Genomic DNA, 321 nt, shown 5'->3' with positions numbered 1-321 from the left:
ACCAGAAACTGCCTTATCCGCACTCCATTGGTTGTCCGCTGGATTCTTAGTAATAACAACTGTATCCTTGCCTGTGCCATCTGCTTTATCGAAGGTCACAACAACCTTATCCGCATGTTCTGGTGCTGGAATCTCAACACCTACATGGTCTGATTCATCCTTCACAGTTGGAGATGGAGCGCTCGGTGTATCCGCAATAACTGGAAGTTGCGCACTACCTTTACTACTCAAGTCACTGTTGCCACTACGGGCTTGCGCTTCTACAGTTCCTTGCGCTTTCACAGCTTCATGACCTACTGTCACTGTTCCTGTAGCTGGGTC

At 48.6% G+C, this 321-nt stretch carries 1 protein-coding gene; it reads right to left on the bottom strand.

Annotation, left to right across the window (positions count from 1 at the left end):
- The coding region (locus tag HT679_RS10630; RefSeq protein ID WP_173214529.1) for a hypothetical protein at window positions 1–321 on the bottom strand (321 nt) is incomplete at both ends.

The organism is Streptococcus sp. 4886 (assembly GCF_013276485.1).
In the GTDB taxonomy this organism is placed as follows: domain Bacteria; phylum Bacillota; class Bacilli; order Lactobacillales; family Streptococcaceae; genus Streptococcus.
The sequence above is the reverse complement of the archived record's forward strand: the minus strand, read 5'-3'. Positions and strand labels throughout refer to the sequence as shown.